Source organism: Kitasatospora aureofaciens (assembly GCF_019192735.1).
Lineage (GTDB): Bacteria > Actinomycetota > Actinomycetes > Streptomycetales > Streptomycetaceae > Kitasatospora > Kitasatospora aureofaciens_A.
The window spans coordinates 1-16,999 of the sequence record NZ_JAHTKP010000070.1 but is presented as its reverse complement, the minus strand read 5'-3'; the positions used below and the strand labels follow the sequence as shown (position 1 = coordinate 16,999).

12 protein-coding genes and 1 pseudogene are annotated in these 16,999 nt (G+C 74.0%); 6 read left to right on the top strand and 7 right to left on the bottom strand.

Translation table 11 applies throughout. The features are described 5' to 3' along the window. The first annotated feature begins 72 nt into the window (after window positions 1-72). The gene (cofD, locus tag KV557_RS35965; RefSeq protein ID WP_218205796.1) at window positions 73-1,032 is read left to right on the top strand and encodes a 2-phospho-L-lactate transferase; all 960 of its coding nucleotides are present in this window, start codon (window positions 73-75) and stop codon (window positions 1,030-1,032) included. A 204-nt stretch (window positions 1,033-1,236) separates the two neighbouring features. Next, on the top strand, window positions 1,237-2,529 hold the full coding sequence (locus tag KV557_RS35960) for a coenzyme F420-0:L-glutamate ligase (RefSeq protein WP_218205795.1): 1,293 nt from the start codon (window positions 1,237-1,239) through the stop codon (window positions 2,527-2,529). Between the two features lie 6 nt (window positions 2,530-2,535). On the opposite strand, the gene KV557_RS35955 is transcribed toward KV557_RS35960, so the two are convergent. After that, on the bottom strand, window positions 2,536-3,501 hold the full coding sequence (locus KV557_RS35955) for a DNA-3-methyladenine glycosylase family protein (RefSeq protein ID WP_374106716.1): 966 nt from the start codon (window positions 3,499-3,501) through the stop codon (window positions 2,536-2,538). Between the two features lie 6 nt (window positions 3,502-3,507). Between KV557_RS35955 and KV557_RS45055 the strand changes: the two are divergent. Further along, window positions 3,508-3,723: pseudogene (locus tag KV557_RS45055) on the top strand (SgcJ/EcaC family oxidoreductase); the annotation flags it as partial. A gap of 59 nt (window positions 3,724-3,782) precedes the next feature. On the opposite strand, the gene KV557_RS35945 reads toward KV557_RS45055, so the two are convergent. Then, a complete protein-coding gene (locus KV557_RS35945; RefSeq protein WP_218205794.1) occupies window positions 3,783-4,922 on the bottom strand; it encodes a peptidoglycan recognition protein family protein in 1,140 nt (379 codons plus the stop codon). A 104-nt stretch (window positions 4,923-5,026) separates the two neighbouring features. Here KV557_RS35945 and KV557_RS35940 point away from each other — a divergent pair, with 104 nt between their 5' ends. From KV557_RS35940 to KV557_RS35930, 3 genes are all read left to right on the top strand, one after another. Further along, the gene (locus KV557_RS35940; RefSeq protein ID WP_218205793.1) at window positions 5,027-5,818 is read left to right on the top strand and encodes a TIGR03089 family protein; all 792 of its coding nucleotides are present in this window, start codon (window positions 5,027-5,029) and stop codon (window positions 5,816-5,818) included. A gap of 36 nt (window positions 5,819-5,854) precedes the next feature. After that, window positions 5,855-7,072 carry an LCP family protein gene (locus KV557_RS35935; protein ID WP_218205792.1) on the top strand — a complete coding sequence of 406 codons (1,218 nt, stop codon included), beginning with the start codon at window positions 5,855-5,857 and terminating at the stop codon, window positions 7,070-7,072. A gap of 194 nt (window positions 7,073-7,266) precedes the next feature. Then, the gene (locus KV557_RS35930) at window positions 7,267-8,916 is read left to right on the top strand and encodes an LCP family protein (protein ID WP_218205791.1); all 1,650 of its coding nucleotides are present in this window, start codon (window positions 7,267-7,269) and stop codon (window positions 8,914-8,916) included. A gap of 18 nt (window positions 8,917-8,934) precedes the next feature. On the opposite strand, the gene KV557_RS35925 is transcribed toward KV557_RS35930, so the two are convergent. From KV557_RS35925 to KV557_RS35905, 5 genes are all read right to left on the bottom strand, one after another. After that, window positions 8,935-9,552: an acyltransferase gene (locus KV557_RS35925; protein ID WP_218205790.1), complete on the bottom strand. Its 618-nt coding sequence runs from the start codon at window positions 9,550-9,552 to the stop codon at window positions 8,935-8,937. 71 nt (window positions 9,553-9,623) lie between these two features. Next, window positions 9,624-10,664, bottom strand: coding sequence for a glycosyltransferase family 2 protein (locus KV557_RS35920; protein ID WP_218205789.1), 1,041 nt, complete (start codon window positions 10,662-10,664; stop codon window positions 9,624-9,626). Window positions 10,665-10,682: 18 nt separating this feature from the next. Continuing rightward, window positions 10,683-12,752 carry a hypothetical protein gene (locus tag KV557_RS35915; protein ID WP_218205788.1) on the bottom strand — a complete coding sequence of 690 codons (2,070 nt, stop codon included), beginning with the start codon at window positions 12,750-12,752 and terminating at the stop codon, window positions 10,683-10,685. 157 nt (window positions 12,753-12,909) lie between these two features. Continuing rightward, on the bottom strand, window positions 12,910-15,480 hold the full coding sequence (locus KV557_RS35910; protein WP_218205811.1) for an ABC transporter permease: 2,571 nt from the start codon (window positions 15,478-15,480) through the stop codon (window positions 12,910-12,912). A gap of 16 nt (window positions 15,481-15,496) precedes the next feature. Then, window positions 15,497-16,282: an ABC transporter ATP-binding protein gene (locus KV557_RS35905; protein WP_308130237.1), complete on the bottom strand. Its 786-nt coding sequence runs from the start codon at window positions 16,280-16,282 to the stop codon at window positions 15,497-15,499. Between the last annotated feature and the right edge of the window lie 717 nt (window positions 16,283-16,999).

Below are 16,999 nucleotides of genomic sequence, written 5' to 3'. Positions count from 1 at the left end.
GCCCGTCGGCCCGGCCGTCGTGCCGTTCGGAAGCCGGGCTGACGGGCAGTCGGGCCGTGGCAGGATGGGCGCATGCGCATCGTGGCACTGGCAGGCGGAATCGGCGGGGCGCGCTTCCTGCGCGGACTCCTCGCGGCGGTCGGCCCGCAGGACGAGATCACCGTCATCGGCAACACCGGCGACGACATCCACCTCTACGGCCTGAAGGTCTGCCCCGACCTCGACACCGTGATGTACACCCTCGGCGGCGGCATCCACGAGGAACAGGGCTGGGGCCGGGCCGACGAGACCTGGTCGATCAAGGCCGAGATGAAGGAGTACGGCGTCGGCCCCGAGTGGTTCGGACTCGGCGACCGCGACTTCGCCACCCACCTCGTCCGCAGCCAGATGCTCACCGCCGGCTACAGCCTCAGCCAGGTCACCGAGGCGCTGTGCGTGCGCTGGAAGCCCGGCGTGCGGCTGCTGCCGATGAGCGACGACCGGGTCGAGACGCACGTGCGGATCACCGACGAACAGGGCACCCGGGCCGTCCACTTCCAGGAGTACTGGGTCAGGCTGCACGCCGCCGTCGACGCCGAGGCGATCATCCCGGTCGGCGCGGACACCGCGAAGCCCGCGCCCGGCGTGCTGGAGGCCATCGCCGAGGCCGACGTCATCCTCTTCCCGCCGTCCAACCCGGTCGTCTCGATCGGCACCATCCTCGCCGTGCCCGGCATCCGGGAGGCCGTCGCCGCCGCCCCCGCGCCGGTCGTCGGGCTCTCCCCCATCATCGGCGGGGCGCCGGTGCGGGGCATGGCCGACAAGGTGCTCGCCGCGGTCGGCGTCGAGGCCACGGCGGAGGCGGTCGCGCTCAACTACGGCTCGGAGCTGATCGACGGATGGCTCGTCGACAGCGCCGACGAGGCCGCCGTCGCCGTCGTCGAGGCCGCCGGGATCGCCTGCCGGGCCGTCCCGCTGCTGATGACCGACGTCGAGACCACCGCCGAGATGGCGCGGGCCGCGCTGGCGCTGGCGGAGCAGGTTCGCGCGTGAGCGAGCGGAGCATGGGGGTCCCCCCGGCCGAAGGCTGGGGGAGAACCATCGAGAGGTGCGCGTTTCGCGAAGCGACCGCCGAGCGGAACGAGGTGGGCGCATGAGCGAGCGGAGCATGGGGGTCCCCCCGGCCGAAGGCTGGGGGAGAACCATCGAGAGGTGCGCGTTTCGCGAAGCGACCGCCGAGCGGAGCGAGGTGGGCGCATGAGCGTTGAGATCTTTCCGGTGGCGGGGTTGCCCGAGGTCGAAGCCGGGGCCGACCTCGGTGCGCTGCTCGCCAAGGCGGGGACGTACGAGGACGGCGACATCCTGCTCGTCACCTCCAAGATCGTCAGCAAGGCCGAGGGGCGGCTGCTGCACGCCGCCGACCGCGAGGCCGCGATCGACGCCGAGACCGTCCGGGTCGTCGCCCGGCGCGGCCCCGCGCGGATCGTCGAGAACCGCAACGGCTTCGTCATGGCCGCCGCCGGCGTCGACGCCTCCAACACCGCCCCCGGCACCGTCCTCCTCCTGCCCGAGGACCCCGACGCCTCCGCCCGCGCCCTGCGCGCGCGGCTCCAGCGGCTCACCGGACGGCGGCTCGCCGTCGTCGTCACCGACACCTTCGGGCGGCCCTGGCGCAACGGGCTCACCGACGTCGCCATCGGCGCCGCCGGGCTGCCCGTGCTGGAGGACCACCGGGGGCGCACCGACAGCCACGGCAACGAGCTGGCGCTGACCGTCACCGCCACCGCCGACGAACTCGCCGCCGCCGCCGACCTGGTGAAGGGCAAGGCCACCGGGGTGCCGGTCGCCGTCGTGCGCGGCCTCGGCCACCTCGTCACCACCGAGGACGGTGAGGGCACTCGGCCGCTGGTCCGCCCCGCCGCCGACGACATGTTCCGGCTCGGCACCTCCGAAGCCCTCCGGCAGGCCGTCACCCTGCGGCGCACCGTCCGCTCGTTCACCGGCGAACCCGTCGACCCCGGCGCCGTCCGCCGCGCCGTCGCCGCCGCGGTCACCGCGCCCGCCCCGCACCACACCACGCCGTGGCGGTTCGTCCTCCTCGAATCCGCCGGCACCCGCACCCGGCTGCTCGACGCGATGCTCGCCGCCTGGCAGCGCGACCTGCGCGAACTCGACGGCTGGGACGAGGCCCGGATCGCCCGCCGCACCGCCCGCGGCAACGTCCTGCGCGACGCGCCCTACCTGGTGGTGCCCTGCCTGGTGATGGACGGCTCGCACGACTACCCCGACCCGCGGCGCGCCACCGCCGAACGGGAGATGTTCACCGTCGCCGCCGGCGCCGCCGTGCAGAACCTGCTGATCGCCCTCACCGGCGAGGGCTACGGCTCCGCCTGGGTCTCGTCCACCATGTTCTGCCGCGACACCGTCCGCTCGGCGCTGGACCTCCCGGAGACCTGGGACCCGATGGGCGCCATCGCCGTGGGCCGCCCCGCCGAGCCGCCGCGCGAACGGCCGGAACGCGCCGCCGACGCCTTCATCGAGGTCCGGTAGGCGCGCTCAGCGGCGGCGGTGGTCGTTGGGGGTCAGGCGGGGGCCGTAGCGGGGGGCGCGGGTGCCGGTGGCCAGGAGGAGGCGGCAGATGCGGTAGCGGTGGGGGCGGTAGGGCTCCAGGAGGGCGAGCATCTGGGCGTCGTCGCTGCGGGGGCGGCCGGCCAGGGCCCAGCCGACCAGGTTCGGCAGGTGGAAGTCGCCGACCGAGACCGCGTCCGGGTCGCCGTTGCTGCGCTGCAGGGTCTCGGCGGCCGTCCAGATCCCGATGCCCGGCACGGCCGTCAGGCGGGTGAAGGCCTCGGTGTGGTCCATCGTGGACGCCTCCTCCAGGCGAGGGGCCAGCCGGACCGCGCGCATGATCGTCGCCGAGCGCTTCGGGTCGACGCCCGCCCGGTGCCACTCCCAGCTCGGCACCAGCGCCCACTCCCGGGCCGACGGCGCCACCCGCAGGCCCTCCGCCGGGCCCGGCGCCGGTGCACCGAAGTCCCGCAGCAACGTGCGCCAGGCGCGGTACGCCTCGTCGGTCGTCACCTTCTGCTCCAGGATCGCCGGGACGAGGGACTCCAGCACCAGGCCGGTCCGGGTCAGCCGCACCCCCGCCGTCCGGCGCTGGGCGTCCCGCAGCGGCCCCGGCGGCAGCACCAGGCCCTCCGGGTCGTCCTCCGCGCCCAGCAGTGCGGGCAGCCGGTCCAGCAGCCAGTCCGCGCCCGGGCCCCACGCCCGGGCCTCCACCTCGCCGGCCCCCGGGCGGGACAGCACCCGCAGCGTGCCGATGCCGGCCGGCGTCCGGGACGCCCGCCAGATCGCGCCGTCGCCGGTGGTCCGGTACGACGGATCGGCCGGTCCTCGGCGCAGCGGCAGCAGCGTGCGGGCCGCGTCCAGCGGAAAGCCCGGCCGCCAGCGCCGCACCGCCTCGTCCGTCACCGCCGCGCGCCTCCTCCGCCGTCCGCCTCCACCGCCTTCGTCGACCATGGGGATATGAACGATACGCGGCTGCCGGAGCTGTCCCCCCGGGACGAGAGCACGGTGCGGGCGCTCTACCACCGGGCGCTGGACGGCTGGGACCAGCGGGACGGCTCGGCCTTCGCCGGGCCCTTCGCCGAGGACGGCGAGGTGATCGGCTTCGACGGGACGCGGCACCGCGGGCGGTCGGCGATCGCCGCCGAACTCGGGCGGATCTTCGCCGACCACGTGACGCCGGAGTACGTGGCCACGGTCCGGCAATTGGGGCGCGCGGGGCGGGAGTTGGCGCGTCAGGGCGACTGCAGGTGGGCTGCTGCCGTTCGCAGGGGCGGGAGTTCGGCGAAGAGGGCACCGCCGGGGCATTCGGTCTTGAAGGCGTCGCGGTGGCCGGAGATGGCGTCGAAGTCGACGACGGTGCCCTTGGGGAAGCGGCTGGCGTCGGAGGCGGAGGTGAGTTGGGTGCGGCCGTCGGCGGGGCGGGAGGTGAGGCCGAGCTTCCAGGCGGAGATGGCGGCGAGGCCGTCGAGGAGGGGCCGGGGCGGGGCGTCGCCGAGGTAGGTGCCGATGGCGGCGATGCCGGACGAGTCGGTGTTGAAGCCGAGGGTGTGGGCGCCGTGGACGGGTTGGTCGACGCCGCCCGCGCGGCCCTCGTAGACGGTGCCGCAGCGGTCCACCAGGAAGTTGTAGCCGATGTCCCGCCAGCCGTTGCTCTGCACGTGGTACTGGTAGATCCCCCGGATCACCCGCGGGGCGTCACTGCAGGCGTAGTCGGTGGCGGTGGCGGTGTGGTGGACGAACACCACGCGGACCGGGCCGGTGTACTCGAAGGTCGGGTCGCGCAGGGATTCGTCGGCGCCCCAGCCGGCCCGGGTGACGATCCCGGGACGCGGGGCGTGGCGGCCGTCGGCGGGCGCCACGGGCAGGGTCCGGGTGCCGGCGGCGGGGGCGCCCGCGCCGGGGTCGACCAGTTCGAGGCGCAGGCCGGGCGGCGGTCCGGCCGGGCCGGGGCGGACCTCGACGGCGATGCCGTCACTGCGGCCGGTCCACAGCGGCGCGGTCGCGCCGTGCCGGGTGCCGGCGGGAACGTCCGGGCCGTCCTCGGCGTCCGCCTCCAGCTCGTGCCAGTCGCCCCACCGGCCGGTGGCGGCGTCGCGGGTGCGGACCCGGACGGTGCCGCCGGCGAGCGCCTCCGGGGGGCCGTCCCAGCCGACGCCGAGGAGTTCGAACGGCCGGGTGGTGCGCGGAGCGAGCCCGCTCCCCGTGAGGAGCGGCAGCGAGGTGACCGAGCCGCCCCCGGCGGAGGCCCGGCGGTGCGGCGCAGGGTCGGCCGGGCCGGCGGACGAGGCGGTGGCGGCTGGCTGGAGCAGCAGGGCGGCGGTGCAACCGGCGACGGCGGCGGCCGGGAACGAAACCGGGAGTGAGAGGCGCATAAACCGGATGGTGGCCGCAAACCCCGGCGTTCGCCACGCCGCCCCGCGCCGGGTCCGGCACCCCTCCCGGCGCCCCACCCGAAGGCCGTAGGCTGGGGCGCACCATGACTGCGCCTTTCGCTGCCGATGCCCGCACCCCCGTCGAGCTGCTGCACGCATACCTGCGAGGTGGCACCCCTTCGGTCGATCCCGCGGCCCCTCTGGTGACCTTCTACGACGACGCCACCGGCGAACGGGTGGAGCTGTCCGCCCGGACCTTCGACAACTGGGTGGCCAAGACCGCCAACCTCCTCCAGGACGAGCTGAACGCCGGTCCGGGCGACCGCGCCGCCCTCCTCCTGCCCGCCCACTGGCAGAGCGCCGTCTGGCTGCTGGCCTGCTGGTCCGTCGGGGTGACGGCGGTGCCGGGCGGCGACCCGACCGCCACCGACCTGGTGGTCAGCGGCCCGGACGGGCTGGAGGCCGCCCAGGCCTGCGAGGGCGAGCGGGTGGCGCTCGCCCTGCGCCCGCTGGGCGGGCGGTTCCCGCAGCGCCCGGAAGGCTTCCTCGACTACGCCGCCGAGGTGCCCGGCCAGGGCGACCGCTTCGCGCCGTACTCCCCCGTCACCCCGGACGCGCCGGCCCTGGAGACCGGCGTGGACGGGCTGCCGCTGAAGCTGACCGGCGAGCAGACCGTCGCCCTCGCCCGGGAAGGAGCCGCCCGGCTCGGGCTGAAGCCCGGCGACCGGGTGATGTCCACGCTGTCGTACGACAACTGGGCGGGCCTGGAGGCCGGTCTGCTGGCGCCGCTGGCGGCCGGGGCCTCCGTGGTGCTGTGCCGCAACTCGCAGGGCCTGAGCGCCGAGCAGTGGGAGAAGCGGGCCGAATCCGAACGGGTGACACTGCGCCTCGGGTAACCCCCGCCCCCGGCCCGGCGGGTAGGGATCCCTGCCATGGCCGAGGACGACACCGCGCACCCCCCGACCGGCACTCCCCCGACCGCACCCGGACGCCCCCGCGGACGCCGGCGGTGGCTGATGGTCACCGCCGGCGTCGTCGCGTTCCTGCTCGTCGGGACCGGGGCGCTGTTCTGGTTCGCGTATCGGAAGCTCGACGGCAACATCCACACCGACACCGCCACCGACCGGCTGCTCGCCCAGCTGGAGTCCGAGCGGCCGAGCCGGACGGCCGGGGCCAAGGGCGCCGAGAACATCCTGCTGATCGGCAGCGACGACCGGTCCGGCGCGAACGGCGCGTACGGCGGCGAGCCGGGCACCCAGCGCTCGGACAGCACGATCCTGCTGCACCTGGCGGCGGACCGGAAGCACGCGACGGCGGTCTCCGTCCCACGCGACGTCATGGTCACCGTCCCCGCCTGCGAGAAGCCGGACGGCACCCGGAGCAAGCCCGGGCTGATGCAGTTCAACTGGGCGTTCGAACTCGGCGGCCCGGCCTGCTCCATCCGGACGGTCGAACAGCTGAGCGGCATCCGGATCGACCACTACGTGATCCTCGACTTCACCGGCTTCAAGTCCATGGTGGACGCGATCGGCGGGGTCGAGGTGTGCGTCCCGGAGCCGATCCACGACAAGGACGCCAAGCTCGACCTGTCGGCCGGGCGGCAGACCCTCCACGGCGAGCAGGCGCTCGGCTACGTCCGCGCCCGGGAGAGCCTGGGCGACGGCAGCGACACCCAGCGGATGGGCCGTCAGCAGCAGTTCCTGGCCTCGCTGATCCGCAAGGCGCAGTCGCAGGGCGTGCTGCTGAACCCGGCGAAGCTGTGGCCGGTGCTCGATGCGGCGACATCCTCCGTCAAGGCGGACGGCGGCCTGTCCTCGCTCGGCGCGCTCTACGACCTCACCCAGGACCTGCGCGGCATCCCCTCGCCTGACGTGGTGTTCCTGACCGCGCCGCGCCGCCCGTACCGGTACGACTCGGACCGGGACGAGTTCGTGCAGCCGCAGACCACCCAGCTGTTCACCGCGCTGCGCGACGACCAGCGGATCACCGTCCGCCCGCCCGGCTCGGCGCCGTCGCCGACGGCCGGGGCGAGCCCGAGCCCGGCGCCCGGGGCGGACGAGGCCGCGGGCGCCACCGCCGCGCCGTCGGCGGGGGCCTCGCCCGTCTTCGAGGGGCGGACCGCCGACGTGGACGCGTGCGCGGCGCACTGACTCCGTGTTCCGCCGCGGGTCGGCGCGGGTTCAGCGGGAAATGCGCGATCGGCCACTGCTTTACTGCCTGATTACCGGAACATGACGGAGATCACACCAGGAACAATTCCTTCCTGCCGCTCGTCTAGTGTGTCCGGACCGGCCCGCCGTTCGGGTGAGCCGGGCCCGTCACCGGTCGGAGGTAGGGAACCGCCGTGCAGCAGGACAACCCGGAGGTCGACCCGGCGGAGCAGTGGATACGCGATCCGGAAACCGGCCAGTACCGGCTCGACCCGAGCGCCGGAATTCCCGGAGCGCGCCGCCGGGCCGCCGCCCCGGAGGCGTCCGGGACGGCACAGCGATCGGACCGGGCCACTGCGCGAGAGCCCGCCGGGGAGGGCCGACGGGCGGCCCAACGGCGGGCGGCGGCCGCCAGGCGGACGCGGCGCCGGCGGGTGCTCAAGTGGACGGCCGGGGCGGGCGCGCTGGTCATGGTCGCCGGCTGCGGCGGGGCGTACTACCTGTACCAGCACTTCAACAACAACCTGACCTCCGTCAAGGTGCAGCTGGGCGACGAGGCGGAACGGCCCAAGGCGGCCGGGGACGCGCTCAACATCCTGGTGCTCGGCACCGACAGCCGGCAGGGCCTCGGGCGCGAGTACGGCGACGAGGGCAGCACCGGGCACGCCGACACCACGCTGCTGTTCCACATCGCCAAGGACCGCTCCAACGCGACCGTCATCAGCATCCCGCGCGACCTGATGGTGCCGATCCCGGAATGCCGGACCGCCGACGGGAAGAAGATCGCCGGCGCGGCGCGGGACATGTTCAACAACAGCCTCGGCCAGGAAGGACGCGACCCGGGCTGCACCTGGAAGACCGTCGAGAAGGTCACCGGGATCCGGGTCGACCACTTCGTGCAGGTCAACTTCGAGGCCGTGAAGGCGCTTTCCACCGCCGTCGGCGGGGTCGAGGTGTGCGCGGCCAAGGACATCAACGACTCGGGCTCGCACCTGAGGATGAGCAAGGGCCGGCACGTCGTCCAGGGCGACGACGCGCTGGCCTTCGTCCGCACCCGGCACGCGGTCGGGCTCGGCGGCGACCTCACCCGGATCCCGCTCCAGCAGCAGTTCATCAGCTCGATGATCCGCAAGATCAAGAGCGACGACACCCTGACCAGCCCGAGCAAGCTCTACAAGCTCGCCGACGCCGCCACCAAGGCGCTCACCGTCGACTCCGGCATCGGCAGCGTCGACAAGCTGAAGGACCTCGCGCTGGACATCAGCAAGGTCGACACCAGGAACATCACCTTCGCCACCGTGCCGGTGCTGGACGATCCGAAGGACGAGAACCGGCTGGTGCTCAAGCAGCCGGACGCCGGGCAGCTGTTCTCGATGATCGCGGGCGACCGCTCGCTGACCGAGGCGGCCGCTGCCCCGGCCCCTGCCACGCCCGAGGCGACCAGTGCCACCAGTACGCCTGCTGCCCCGGCGGTGGATCCCAAGGGCGTCCGGGTGACGGTCCGCAACGGCAGCGGGACGGCAGGGCAGGCGCAGCCGGCCGTGGACAAGCTGCGGGCGAAGGGCTTCGCCAAGGCCGCGACGGGGCCCAACGCGCCTGCTGCGGCGATCAGTTCGGTCTCCTACCCGGCCGGTCAGGAGGCGGAGGCCGGCGCTCTGGCCGCAGCCCTCGGCCTCCCGGGCGACGCCGTCCGGCCGGACCCGAAGGCCGACCCGAAGGGGCCGCTGGTGCTGGTGCTCGGCAAGGACGTCCTCGCCGCCCCGGCGGCGTCCGCGATGCCGACCGAGGCGCCGAAGGACCTCCAGCGGGTGCAGGCGGACGATACGGACGCATGCGCGAAGTAGGGAGGGCTGTGCGGGGGTTCAGACCAGGGTGAGCGTGCCGTTCACCTCGCGGTAGCGGTCGCCGGTGTGGGGGCAGTGCCAGTGGGTGTCGCCGTCGGGTTCGAGGGGGTGGCCGGTGCGGCCCACCCACTTGATGCGGTGGGCGGGGACGCCGGCGACCAGGGCGTGGTCGGGGACGTCGCGGTGGACCACCGCACCCGCGGCGACCAGGGCCCAGCGGCCGACCGTCACGCCGGCGACCAGGACGGCCCGGCCGCCGATCGAGCAGCCCTGACGAAGCGTCACCCCTTCCGGCTGCCAGTCGTCTTGGCGCTTCAGGCGGCCTTCGGGGTCGACCGCGCGGGGGTAGCGGTCGTTGGTGAGGACGGCGGCCGGGCCGACGAACACCCCGTCCTCGATGACGGCCGGCTCGTACACCAGCGCATGGTTCTGCAGCTTGACCCGGTCGCCGATCCGCACGCCCGGGCCGACGTAGGCGCCGCGGCCGATGATGCAGTCGACGCCGATCACCGCGTGCTCGCGCACCTGGGCCAGGTGCCAGACCGTCGTCCCGGCGCCGATGACGGCCCGGTCGTCGACGTCCGCGCTCGGCTCGATCCGGGCGCCGGCCGCGGACCCGCCCTCAACTGTCGCCATGCGCACCGACGATAGCGCCGGACGGCGGGGCAGGAGGGCGGGGCAGGAGGGCGGGTCCGGGGGGGTCCCGTTCAGCGGGCCTCGGAGAGGACGTTGGAGGGAGTGGGGGCGGTGCTGCCGATCACCTTGCGGGCCAGCGAGCGCGGCGAGGCGAGGAAGCCGAAGCCCCAGCTGAGGTGCATGGTGGCGAGGGCCACCGGGAGCATCGCCTTCGCCTTGGCGGACAGGCCGCGGCCCTCGACCACCGAGCCGCCGAGGATGCCGAGCAGGTACGCGCCGGGCGCGGCGAGGAAGACCGGGTGGACGGCGGCGCCGAGCACCAGGCCGAGCGTGACGCCCAGGAAGGCGGCCGGCGGGGCCAGGTAGCGGAGGTTGACCGAGCCGCGGTGGTAGCGGGTGACCACGCGGCGCCAGCGGCCGTAGTCCTTGTACTGCTTGGCCAGCGCCTTGACGGACGGCCGGGGCCGGTAGGTGACCTTGAGCTGCGGGGTGAACCAGATCAGCCCGCCGTCCTGGCGGATGCGGTAGTTGAGCTCCCAGTCCTGGGCGCGGATGAACTCCTCGTTGTAGCCGCCGAGCTTCTCCAGCACCTCGCGCCGGAACACGCCGAGGTAGACGGTGTCCGCCGGGCCGGCCAGGCCGCCAGTGTGGAAGGCGGCGTTGCCGACGCCGATCTTGGAGGTCATCGCGGCGGCGACCGCGTTCTCCCACTCGGTCTCGCCCTCGGCGTGCATGATGCCGCCGACGTTGGCCGCCTCCATCTCGTCCAGCAGCCGGACGGCGGTGGCGACGTAGCCGGAGGTCAGCAGGCCGTGACCGTCGACGCGCACCACTATCGGGTGGCGGGAGCCGCGGATCGCCGCGTTCAGTCCGGCGGGGGTGCGGCCGGTGGGGTTCTCCACGGTCCGGACCCGCGGGTCCTCGGCGGTCAGTTCGGCGGCGATCTCGGCAGTGCGGTCGGTCGAAGGACCGAGGGCGATCACCACCTCCATCGGTCCGGCGTAGTCCTGTTCCAGGATGTGCCGGACGGCCGTGCGCAGGTGTCGTTCCTCGTTGAGCACCGGCATGATCACGGAGACCGCCGGCAGCTCCTCAGTAGCCTTGGTGTTCATCGACGCCAACCGTACCGGTCAGAGGAGGTGGTGGACGACTGTGAAGGCCGCGAAGCCGGCCAGCGAGACCAGGTTCAGGGCGTGCTGCGGGCTGCCCAGCCGGCCCGGCAGCGCGAAGCGGGGCCGCAGGTCGGGGCGGTGGGCGGCGGTGGCCACGGTCCGGGCCAGCTCGGCCGGGTCGTAGCGGCCGCCGAAGTGGCCGGCCAGCCAGGCGGCCGGGCGGCTGCCGACGGTGATCTCCTCGCCGGAGCGCAGCTGGATGGTGAGCAGGTTCCGGTGCACGGCGGCGGCGTTGATCTCATGCCACCGGTAGCAGCGGCTGTGCAGCGCGGTGGCGACCCGGAGGCCGTCCCGGTCGGCGACCATCTGCCAGGACAGCGTCCGGCCGCAGGCGAGGATCACGACGGAGCCGATCCAGAGCGGGCGCAGCAGCCCGTTCCACCAGCCGTCCTGGCCGAGGAGGACGACGGCCGCGGCGAGCAGGACGGCGGGGACCGGGCCGGCCACGGCCCGCAGGGCGAGTGGCATCTCCCAGCGGCCGGCGGGCACCGGGCGGGTGTCCGGTCCGGCCTCGGGCGCGGCGGCGACGGTCTCCGCGGTGAGCGCGGCCACCGCGAGCTCCCGGTCGCGGTAGCGCCGCCCCTCCCGGCCGGGGCGCGGGGCGCGGGCGGCGGGGGCGACGACGGCGGCGAGCCAGCGCGGGTCGTGCTCCATCAGGCCGGGGCGGACGAGGAGTTGCTGCTCGGGGCCGTCGGGGCCGCAGTAGAGGATCGCGTCGACGGTCTGCCCGGCGAGGGCGAACCGGGCGGCGGCCTCGGCGGGCGGGAGGGCCTCCTCGTGCTCGTGCTCGTGCTCGTCCTCGTGCTCGTGCTCGTGCTCGTGCTCGTCCTCGTGCTCGTCGTGGTCGTGGTCGTGGTCGTGGTCGTCGTGATCATGGTCGTCGAGCGCGATTTCGGGGTAGAGGAAGTCGCCCGCGTCATCCTCGCCGGTCTCCATCCGCTCGTACACCCAGCCCGGGCCGTCGCCGTCCGGGGCGCCGTACCGGGCCCAGCGGAAGCGGTCGCGCTCGACCAGCCGCCAGAGCGCGGGCCCGTCCGGTGGGCCGTCCAGCGGCTGGACCAGCAGGTCGCCCTTGGCGTCGGCCCGGACCCGGACGGCGAGGGCGGGCGCGGAGCCGGCAAAGGCGGGCCTGCGCAGGCGCGCGGAGGCGTTGGCGGCGGAGGCGAGCAGGAGCAGGCCGAACAGGGCGAACAGGCCGGCGCCGAAGACGTCGTCCACCACGCTGTACTCGACGCCGGCGGCGCGTGCCCAGTCGCCGTCCACCAGCAGCGGAACGCCCTCGCCGGGCTGCGGCTGCCGGGCCCAGGTGAGGTCCAGGTCGACGGTGCGCTCGGGGCCGCCGCCGGGCGGGCGGTAGCGGACGGTCAGCACACCGTCCTGGTCGGTCGCGCCCGCGGTGCCGGTCACGGTGGTCGCCCGGGCCCGGTGGTCGGCTTCGCCGGCCTCGGTCCAGAGCCCGTACAGCGGGATCGCCAGGGCGACGGCGAGCAGCAGGCCGCCGAGCACGCGGCGCACCATGGGCGGGTGGCCCGGGTCGACGGGCGAGGGCTCCCCGGCGGCCGTCCACGGGAACGAAACGGGCGGGGCCATCAGCTCGTCGAGCTGCTGGCGGGCGCGGCGGCGGCCGAGTTCGGCGCCGATCAGGACGGCGGACAGCAGGACGTGCACCAGGACGGCCGTCCAGCGGCCGGCCGTGGTGACCAGGCCGCCCGGCGCGTACCAGAGCACCGCCAGGACGGCCGGCGGGACCAGCGCCCGGGCACGGACCCTGGCGGCGAGCAGGATCGCCTCGGCCAGCACCGACCAGGCGGCCAGCTCGTCGCCCCAGGTGTCCTGGCAGATGCCGTAGGCGTTGCAGTGGGTGCCGGTCGGTTCGACGGCGGTGGCGAAGCCGACGAAGGCGAGCGGGAGCAGCGCCAGCCAGCGGCTGTCCAGGCGCCACGCACTGCGGGCGGCACGCCAGCGGTCGGCGGCGGCCGCGGTGAGGGGTGCGGCACTGGGCAGGGGCGGGGCGTCCGGGGCGACCATCGGACGATCATCTCAGCCGGTGATGACCGGAATGCGCCGCAGGGGCCGGGTGCTTGCTCGCACCCGGCCCCTGCGCCCCCGTTCCCCCCGTGGCTCCCCCCTTGACCTGGGGGTACCTCCCGGCCGCCGGGCTGGGGGAGCGTCCCCCACCGCCCGGTCAGTCCGTCGCGATGGCCGCGAGGACGTTCATCCGTCCGGCCCGGAAGGCCGGGAAGAGGGCCGCGAGCAGACCGATCACCACGGAGGCGACCAGCGTCACGACGATCGTGGTGGTCGGGACGGACAGCGTGCCCAGACCCTGGTCCCGCAGCACCCGCTGGGCGGTGACGCCCCAGGCCAGGCCGAGGACGGTGCCGAGGACGGCACCGAACACCGCGATCACCACGGACTCCAGCCGGATCATCCGGCGCAGCTGGCGGCGGGAGAGCCCGATCGCCCGCAGCAGGCCGATCTCGCGGGTCCGCTCGACCACCGACAGCGCCAGGGTGTTGACCACACCGAGCACGGCGACCGTGATCGAGAGGCCGACCAGCCCGTAGATCAGGTAGAGCAGGGTGTTGACCTGGGACTGGACGAGTTCCTTGTAGCCGGCCTGGTCCTTGATGGTCAGCTGCGGGTACTCCTTGAGCGCGCCCTCCAGGGCGGTCAGCGTCCTGGCAACGTCGGCGCCGGCCGAGGCCTTGGCGTAGAACGTCCGGTCGGCGGGCTGGTCGGCGGCCGGTACGGCCTTGGCCATGGTGGCGGCGTCGACGAAGGAGGCGTCCCCGTAGAGCGAGCTCTTCGCGAACACGACCCCGACCGGCAGCACCTGGGTGTGGCCCTTGGCGTAGGTGACTGTGACGCTGTCACCGACCTTGAGGTTGTGGTCCTTCGCGAAGCTCTCGCCGATGCCCAGCGAGCCCCGCCCGATCGACTCGACCGCACCGGACGTGACCGGGAGCCGGAAGTCCGTGCTGAAGAAGGTCGGCGACACCGCGGCCAGGCCGGTCCGCTTGGTCTGGCCGTCCGGCAGCTGGAACTTGGCGTCGAAGTCCTTCTCGGTGGTGATGTGGTCCACCCCCGGGGTCTTCCGGACCGCGTCCATCATCTCGGGGGTGACCGGGGTACGGCCGCCGCCGATGATGTAGTCCACGCCCACCGACTTGTCGATCTGCGCGCTGGTCGAGCTGACTGCCGAGGAGCTGAAGACCGACGCGCCGATCACCAGCGCCAGCCCGATCATCAGCGCGGCGGCGGTGGCGCCGGTCCGGCGCGGGTTGCGCGTCGCGTTGCGCTGGGCGAGCTTGCCGGACGGGCCGAACAGGGCCGGCAGCAGGGCGCCGAGCACCTTGATGACGGCGGTGGCCAGCAGCGGGCCGAGCACCACGAAGCCGATCAGGCTGAGCAGCACGCCGAGGCCCAGGTACTGGCCGCCGGTGGCCGCCTTCTCCGCCTGCGCGGCGAGCACCAGCAGACCGGCGCCGCCCGCCGTCAGGAGGAGGCCGATGATCGTTCGGACAATGTTGGAACGAGCCTCGGCCGGGGTGCCGTGGTCGCGCAGGGCGGCCATCGGCGCGATCTTGCTGGCCCGGCGGGCCGGGATCCAGGCCGCCACCACGGTGATCACGATGCCCACCGCGTAGCCGGCCACGAACACGTCGGGCCCGATCTGCAGGTCGCTCGCCTTGAGGTCCATGCCGATCGCGTTCATCAGCTTGATCAGGCCGACCGCGATGCCGAGGCCGACCCCGATCCCGAGGGTCGAGCCGAGCACGCCCAGGATCAGCGCCTCGGCCAGCACCGAGCCGTTCACCTGCCGGCGGCTGCCGCCGATGGCGCGCAGCAGGCCGATCTCCCGGGTGCGCTGGGCGACCAGCATCGAGAAGGTGTTGATGATCAGGAAGCCGCCGACGATCAGCGAGACGCCGGCGAAGCCGAGCATCGCGTACTTCATGAAGTCGAGGCCGCTGCCGACGCTCTTGTTGTTCTCGGCCTTCTGCTCGGCCGCGGTCTTGACCTGGTAACCGCCGCCGACCTTGGCCAGGGCGTCGGCCTTGAGCCGGTCGTTGCTGCGGCTGCCGTCGCCGAACGCCTCGACGGAGGTGTACGCCTGCTCGCCGAGCAGCACCTGCTGCGCGGTCGCGGTGTCCAGGAAGGCGAGCGCCGCGCCCGGGTTGGTGGTGGTGAAGGAGGCGATGCCCGCGATCGTGAACTCGTGCTTGCCGCCGGCGTTGTCGACCCGCAGCTTGTCGCCGAGGCCGAGCTTGGCCTTCTTCGCGGTGTCGGCGTCCAGCACCAACTCGCCCGCGTTCTGCGGTACATGGCCGGAGGTGATGTGCAGCGCGTTGCGCGGGGTGTCGGTCCAGTTGCCGACCAGGGTCGGCGCGCCGCTGGTCGGGCCGACCAGCTTGTTGGTGGCCGGGTTGACCAGCGTCGCGTCGCCGACCATGACCTGGCCGACGGCCGTCTTCACCCCGGGCACCGCGGCGAGCTGCTGGGCGAGCGCGACCGGGACGGTCGGCACCTTGTCGCCGAGCTGCGGGTCGTCGTCCTCGGCGGGCTTCGGCGGCTGGACCGAGACGTCCGAGGCGGTCGCGGCGAAGAGCTTGTCGAAGGTGCTGGTCGCGGTGTTGGAGAAGACCAGCGTGCCGGACACGAAGGCGACCGACAGCACGACGGCTATCAGGGAGAGCGCCATCCGGCCCTTGTGGGCGAAGAAGCTCCGCAGTGAGGTCTTGAGCATCATGATGAGTCGTCCCGCCCGGTCAGCTGGTGCGCTTGCCGTCGAAACGGCGCATGCGTTCAAGGACGGAGTCGGCGGTGGGCGCGTGCATCTCGTCGACGATCACGCCGTCGGCGAGGAAGAGCACGCGGTCCGCGTAGCCGGCGGCGACCGGGTCGTGGGTGACCATGACGATGGTCTGGCCGAGCTCGTCCACCGAGCGGCGCAGGAAGGTCAGCACCTCCGCGCCGGCCCGGGAGTCGAGGTTCCCGGTGGGCTCGTCGCCGAAGATGATCTCGGGGCGGGCGGCCAGCGCCCGGGCCACCGCGACGCGCTGCTGCTGGCCGCCGGAGAGCTGGGTCGGGCGGTGCTTGAGCCGGCCGGCCAGGCCGACGGTCTCCACCACCTGGTCCAGCCAGGCCTGGTCGGGCTTGCGGCCGGCGATGTCCATCGGGAGCGTGATGTTCTCCAGCGCGTTCAGGGTCGGCAGCAGGTTGAACGCCTGGAAGATGAAGCCGATCTTGTCCCGGCGCAGTCTGGTCAGCTGCTTGTCCTTGAGGCCGGTGATCTCGGTGCCGCCGATCCAGATCCGGCCGCTGCTCACGGTGTCCAGGCCGGCCAGGCAGTGCATCAGGGTCGACTTGCCGGAGCCCGAGGGGCCCATGATCGCGGTGAACCGGCCGCGCTGGATGTCGACGTCGACCGCGTCGAGCGCGGTGACCTTGGTCTCGCCGGCGCCGTACGCCTTGGTGAGCCGGCGGGCCGAAGCGGCGACGGCGGACTCTCCGCCGGGAAGCTGGGGGTCGTACACGGCAGTTGCCGTCGTCACTGGAGTCTCCTAAGAAGTGGGCCCACCCGTTGGCCCCCCAGCCTCGTCGGCGCCACCTGTCCCGCGACATGGTGGAGGCCGTAGTTCTCGACCGGGAGTTACCCCCACCCTCCCGGCGGACCGGGCTGCCGGCCCGACAGAACCGGACCGCTTTCGGACGGGTGGGGATGTGTGAACCACGTTAGGAGCGGACGGCGGTTCGCTCGTCCTCCGCCGGGATGAAGCCCACCAACGGGAGTTGTACGGGGCGCGGCGCCGCTCCCCCTAGGGGTCGCCGCCGCGCTTCTCGGGGTCGCCCCGTACGGGCCCCGGGCCGGGCTCCTCAGCCGGTCAGGACGGGCGTGGCGGCCGGTGCGGCCAGTCGCTCGACGACCGTCGCGAAGGCCTGCACCACCGTGAGCCGGATCACGCCGGGCGGTCCCGCGCCTCACCGTGGTGCGGCCGCGCGGAAGTTGCGCCGGAACGATCCGACCCGTGCATCAAAACTGCTACAAGAAGCCTGGCGGGGCGCCCCGGGGGGAGTCAGCGCGGCCGGGGTCGGGCATCCTCGACGACATGAACACGTGGCAGGAGGGCCGCCCGAGCGGCGGCGGAAACCCGTACGGCGGCGGCAGCCCGAGCGGTGGCGGCGGCGCGTACGGGCGCGGCGGAGGCGGCACGTCGGCCGAGCCGCCGCTGCCGTCCGCGCTCAACCCGCGCGGGCCGGCGGCCCCGGCG

Coding starts and splice junctions, on each gene's coding strand:
- KV557_RS35920 (WP_218205789.1), bottom strand. CDS start 10,664: ATGAACACCAAGGCTACTGAGGAGCTGCCGGCGGTCTCCGTGATCATG.
- KV557_RS35925 (WP_218205790.1), bottom strand. CDS start 9,552: ATGGCGACAGTTGAGGGCGGGTCCGCGGCCGGCGCCCGGATCGAGCCG.
- KV557_RS35940 (WP_218205793.1), top strand. CDS start 5,027: ATGACTGCGCCTTTCGCTGCCGATGCCCGCACCCCCGTCGAGCTGCTG.
- KV557_RS35915 (WP_218205788.1), bottom strand. CDS start 12,752: ATGGTCGCCCCGGACGCCCCGCCCCTGCCCAGTGCCGCACCCCTCACC.
- KV557_RS35945 (WP_218205794.1), bottom strand. CDS start 4,922: ATGCGCCTCTCACTCCCGGTTTCGTTCCCGGCCGCCGCCGTCGCCGGT.
- cofD (WP_218205796.1), top strand. CDS start 73: ATGCGCATCGTGGCACTGGCAGGCGGAATCGGCGGGGCGCGCTTCCTG.
- KV557_RS35935 (WP_218205792.1), top strand. CDS start 5,855: ATGGCCGAGGACGACACCGCGCACCCCCCGACCGGCACTCCCCCGACC.
- KV557_RS35955 (WP_374106716.1), bottom strand. CDS start 3,501: ATGGTCGACGAAGGCGGTGGAGGCGGACGGCGGAGGAGGCGCGCGGCG.
- KV557_RS35960 (WP_218205795.1), top strand. CDS start 1,237: ATGAGCGTTGAGATCTTTCCGGTGGCGGGGTTGCCCGAGGTCGAAGCC.